Here is a 4523-nt window from a genome sequence, read left to right as displayed (position 1 = left end):
GAGCGTCTTGGCAGCCCCGCAGGGCTCGTTGAGAGAGCCGGCCAAAGCCTTGCCCTCGCCGGCGCCGTTCTTGGCTTCGGCCGCGCCGTTCTGCGCATTGATCGGGCGGCAGCTGGCGCGGAAAGTCTTGTAGGCGGCGAGATGATTGTCCTCGCCCCACCCCTTCAGGTCCGCCCAGGCCAGCGGCGCATATTGCGCGCCGGGAACTTCGAACGGCAGAGGAAGCTGCGGGTAGGGCAGGGCCCGTACCGGCACAGCAGGCTTTTGCGGTGAATGGTGGTGGTGATGATGGTTGCGGTGGTGGCGCCGCGCCGCCTCGGCCCCGAGCGAAAACGCTGACAGCGCGACGGCGCCTGCGCAAAGCGCCGTCGCGCTGGTCTTCAGGAAGACCTTAATTCGCGCTTCCGGTGCCAACCAGCTTCCAGTTCGGATCGCGAGAGGATGTGTCGCGGGCGAATGTCCAGATGTCGGTGATGTCGGCGACCGTGTCGGCGCTGCCGTCGACGATGTTGCCGGCCTTGTCGCGGGTGGCCGAGATCATCTGCGAGACGAAGCGCACGGTGAGCTGGGCGGTGCGGTCGCGCATCTCCGCACCCACGAGCTCGGCCTTGTCGATCGAAACGAAGCGGGTCTCGGTCTTCTGCTCGTTCTTCTCGCGTTCCCTGATCACGGCGTCGAAGCTCTCGTAGACCTCCGACGACAACAAGTCGCGCAGCGCACGACGGTCGCCATTGGCAAAGGCCAGGACGATCATCTCGTAGGCGCCCTTGGCACCCGACAGAAAATGGCGCGGGTCGAAGCTGGAATCCTTCTCGACGATGGCATCGAGGCCCTGTGCCAGGGGAGTCCCCGGCTCGGTGAGCCCCTTCCAACGGTCGGACGGCGGGGTCGGCTCGGCCGACGGCGCCAGGGGGGCCTGGTCGATCACCTTGCCCGGCATGGTCACGACGTTGTTGTCCTGGGCACCTCCCAGCGCATTGCGGGCGGCGGTGCGATCGAACGGCGGCCGCTCGTTGCCCGTGCGCTGCCCCAGCACGCTGCGCAGTCTCAGGAAGATGAAGACGGCCAGCGCCAGGAATATGATGGTGTAGATGTCCACGTCGTATTCGCTTTCTGGTCTTTTCAGGGCTCGTTGCCGGGAAAATCAATCCGGCCAGTAGACCGTTCCCTACCGAAACGGCAAGTCTACATCACCATTTTAGGTCCACGTCGGTCCGTGGGATGTAGGCACGAAATCTTGCCCGGCCAATGGCGCCTTTTGGCACAGCAGCGAGTGTAGCGCGTTTTATGCTTAAGGGGAAACCCGATCCAGCCCGGAAATCGCGCGTCTTCAATCGTTTAAGGCACAATTTCGCGGGAAAGGCAGAATGAACGTCACAGCCATGGGCAGGGGTGCTAATCCCGCCCGGGACCGTTCGTCCTTGTGGAACGAGCCAGCCCTATGTTAGCCAACCGCCGCGAAATTCAGCCCAAATCGGGTAAGGAGAGACTCTTATGACCAACGGTAACGGCACCCCTCCCGAGGCGGCCCAGGCTCCCCAGCTCAACGTGCTGGCGCAATATACCAAGGACCTCTCGTTCGAAAATCCCAATGCGCCAAGCTCGCTGCAGCAGCAGAGCCAGCCGCCGCAGATCAACATCCAGATCAACGTCAACGCCAACAATCTCAGCGAAACCGAGTACGAGGTGACGCTGTCGGTCGAGGGCAAGGCCGAGACCGCCGGTAAAGTGATGTTCTCGTTCGAGCTCGCCTATGCCGGCGTGTTCCGGATCGCCAACGTGCCGAAGGAGCAACTGCATCCGGTGGTCATGATCGAGTGCCCGCGTCTCTTGTTCCCGTTCGCCCGCGAGATCATCGCGACCGCCGTGCGCGACGGCGGGTTCCCGCCCTTGATGCTGGACCCGGTCGATTTCGTCGGTCTCTATCGGCAGAACATGGAGCGGCAAATGGCCGCCCAGGGCCAAGCCGGTCAGGCCTGAGCGGCTGCCACAGCGGCTGGGGCGGGCAAGTACTCGTTCCAGATCGCCTTGTCGCCGAGCGTCGCAATGAAGGCCCGATGGGCCTCGCGCTCGGCCTCCGATATCCGCGGCGCGAGCGGCACCAGACGTTGCCGCCGCGGCGCATCGCCGGTGCTGCTGACTCTGATTTCCTCGGCCTCCGAGGCCAGCAGCAGCTGAGACTGCCGCGCCCCGACCAGATCGACATAGACCTCGGCCAGCAGCTCGGCGTCCAGCAACGCGCCGTGCTTGGTGCGGTGTGAATTGTCGATCGCATAGCGCGAGCAGAGATCGTCGAGCCGGTTGGACACGCCGGGATGCTTGCGGCGCGCCAGCAGCAGCGTATCGACCAGCCGCTCGCGCGGGATCGCGGCGCGCTTGATCCGGTCGAGCTCGGCATTGATGAAGCCGATGTCGAACGAGGCGTTGTGGATCACCAGCGGGGCATCGCCGATGAAGGCGAGAAACTCGTCGGCGACCTCGTGAAACAACGGCTTGGTCGCCAGGAATTCGGATGACAATCCATGCACCGCGAACGCTTCGGCCGGCATGTCCCGCTCGGGATTGATATAGACGTGATAGCTCTGCCCGGTCGGCATGCGGTTGAATATCTCGACGCAGCCGATTTCGACCAGGCGGTCGCCGCGAAGCGGATCGAGGCCGGTTGTTTCGGTATCGAGGACGATTTCGCGCATGTTTCAAGAAGCCGTCAGAGACGGCGAATCAGGTTCGCCGCTGCGGCATCTTAACGACCTCGGCCAGGATGTGCGCGATTTGCGCGCGCACCGGCTCGAGTCCGTGCGATGTATCCACCACGAAATCCGCCCGCTTGCGCTTTTCGGCATCCGGCAGCTGCTTGGCAATGATGGCATCGAGCTTGGCTTCGTCCATCGTGCCACGCGCCAGCACGCGCTGGCGCTGCAGTTCCGGCGAGGTCGACACCACGACCACGGCATCGACGCGCTTCTCTCCGCCGGTCTCGAACAGCAGCGGGATGTCCAGCACCACCACCGGAGCTCTGGCGGCCTCGGCATCGGCGAAGAATTTTTGCCGTGAGGCGCCGAGCATCGGATGGACGATCTGCTCGAGCTGCTTGATGGCGGCGGGATCGTGCACCACGCGCCCCGAGAGTTTTGGCCGGTCGACCTTGCCGTTGACAGTGGTGCCGGGGAAGGCGGCCTCGATCGCGGGCGCGGCCTCACCCTCATAGAGCTGATGCACGGCAGCATCGGCGTCGTAGACGGGAACACCGACTTCGGCGAACAGTTTCGCCGTGGTGGATTTGCCCATCCCGATCGAGCCTGTCAGTCCGAGGATCCGCATCAACGTCCAGCCATGTCCGTCATTCACACCGCAACTAGCCGCTCGCGCCGCAGAAACGCAAGCAGCGGCAATAGCGGCAGGCCGAGAATGGTGAAATGGTCGCCCTCGATGCGCTCGAACAGGTGGACGCCGAGACCCTCGAGCTGATAGGCGCCGACGCTGGTGGTGACGGCCTCGCCGGCCGCGTCGAGATAGGCCGACAGCTCGGCCTCGGTCATCTCTCGCATGGTCATACGGGCCACCGAGACATCCTCGAACACGATCTGGCCGTCATGCGCCACGGCAACGGCCGAATTGAGCTCGTGGCTGTTGCCGGCGAGGTCACGCAATTGCGCCATCGCCTGGTCGCGGCCGGCGGGCTTGTTGAAGAGACGCATTCCAAGGGCCAACGTCTGGTCCGCGCCGATCACGTGGCTTCCCGGATGGTGCGCGGAGACGGCCTTGGCTTTTTCCCGCGCGAGCAACAGAGCGATCTCGCGCGGGCTCGACAGCTTCGACGCCGCCTGAATGCCGCGTTCGTCGATATCGGCGGTGATGGCCTTGAATTCCAGCCCGGCATTGGCGAGCAGCATTTTTCGCGCACTGCTCTGCGAGGCCAGGATCAAGGGAGATTTGCCGAGCCACAGACCCATCGGGAAAACTACTCGGACGGCCGGTTGCGCTGGCGATCGCTGTAGAGCTTCATGATCGCCGCTGCGGTTTCCTCGATCGAGCGGCGCGTGACGTCCAGCAGCGGCCAGTCATGCTTGGCGCTCAGCTTGCGCGCGAACGCGACCTCCTCGGTGACCGACTGCCTGTCGATATAGGTGTCGCTGCCGCTGCCGGATTCGGCGCCCATGGAGAGCAAGCGATTCTGGCGGATCTGGATCAGGCGTTCGGGGGTCGCATGCAAGCTAACGACCAGTGGCCGCGTCAGCGTCTCCAGCTGCGAGGGAACCGGAATGCCCGGAACCAGCGGCACGTTGGCGGTGCGGATGCCGCGATTGGCGAGATAGATCGAGGTCGGCGTCTTCGAGGTACGGGACACGCCGACCAGAACCACGTCGGCTTCGTTGAGACCTTCGACGTGCTGGCCGTCGTCATGGATCATCGTGTAGTTCAAGGCGTCGATGCGTTTGAAATATTCCGCATTGAGCACGTGCTGGGCGCCGACCCGGCCGGTGGTCGCGGCTCCCAGATAGGCTTCGAATAGCTGCATCACC

6 protein-coding genes and 1 pseudogene are annotated in these 4523 nt (G+C 64.0%); 1 reads left to right on the top strand and 6 read right to left on the bottom strand.

What is annotated here, in order from left to right; genetic code table 11:
• Together JHD07_RS24975 and JHD07_RS24970 are read right to left on the bottom strand one after the other, a co-directional pair.
• Positions 1–414, bottom strand: a pseudogene (locus JHD07_RS24975) (lytic transglycosylase); the annotation flags it as partial.
• Positions 392–1099, bottom strand: coding sequence for a Tim44/TimA family putative adaptor protein (locus tag JHD07_RS24970; RefSeq protein ID WP_291626875.1), 708 nt, complete (start codon positions 1097–1099; stop codon positions 392–394). The pseudogene JHD07_RS24975 and the gene JHD07_RS24970, both read right to left, overlap by 23 nt.
• A gap of 395 nt (positions 1100–1494) precedes the next feature.
• Between JHD07_RS24970 and secB the strand changes: the two genes are divergently transcribed.
• Positions 1495–1980 carry a protein-export chaperone SecB gene (gene secB / locus JHD07_RS24965; protein WP_291626874.1) on the top strand — a complete coding sequence of 162 codons (486 nt, stop codon included), beginning with the start codon at positions 1495–1497 and terminating at the stop codon, positions 1978–1980.
• Here secB and dnaQ read toward each other — a convergent pair.
• From dnaQ to JHD07_RS24945, 4 genes are all read right to left on the bottom strand, one after another.
• Positions 1971–2693, bottom strand: a complete 723-nt coding sequence (dnaQ, locus tag JHD07_RS24960; RefSeq protein ID WP_291626873.1) for a DNA polymerase III subunit epsilon — start codon at positions 2691–2693, stop codon at positions 1971–1973. The genes secB and dnaQ overlap by 10 nt on opposite strands.
• A 28-nt stretch (positions 2694–2721) precedes the next feature.
• On the bottom strand, positions 2722–3321 hold the full coding sequence (coaE, locus tag JHD07_RS24955; protein WP_291626872.1) for a dephospho-CoA kinase: 600 nt from the start codon (positions 3319–3321) through the stop codon (positions 2722–2724).
• 23 nt (positions 3322–3344) lie between these two features.
• Positions 3345–3953 (bottom strand): Maf family nucleotide pyrophosphatase, encoded by a 609-nt coding sequence (locus JHD07_RS24950; RefSeq protein WP_291626871.1) that lies wholly within the window; start codon positions 3951–3953, stop codon positions 3345–3347.
• An 8-nt stretch (positions 3954–3961) separates the two neighbouring features.
• A partial coding sequence (locus tag JHD07_RS24945) for a pyruvate, water dikinase regulatory protein (protein WP_291626870.1) occupies positions 3962–4523 on the bottom strand: 562 nt, incomplete at its 5' end.

The organism is Bradyrhizobium sp., from assembly GCF_016462955.1.
Classification (GTDB): Bacteria; Pseudomonadota; Alphaproteobacteria; order Rhizobiales; family Xanthobacteraceae; genus Bradyrhizobium.
The sequence above is the reverse complement of the archived record's forward strand: the minus strand, read 5'-3'. Positions and strand labels throughout refer to the sequence as shown.

Coding starts and splice junctions, on each gene's coding strand:
- dnaQ (WP_291626873.1), bottom strand. CDS start 2,693: ATGCGCGAAATCGTCCTCGATACCGAAACAACCGGCCTCGATCCGCTT.
- coaE (WP_291626872.1), bottom strand. CDS start 3,321: ATGCGGATCCTCGGACTGACAGGCTCGATCGGGATGGGCAAATCCACC.
- JHD07_RS24950 (WP_291626871.1), bottom strand. CDS start 3,953: ATGGGTCTGTGGCTCGGCAAATCTCCCTTGATCCTGGCCTCGCAGAGC.
- secB (WP_291626874.1), top strand. CDS start 1,495: ATGACCAACGGTAACGGCACCCCTCCCGAGGCGGCCCAGGCTCCCCAG.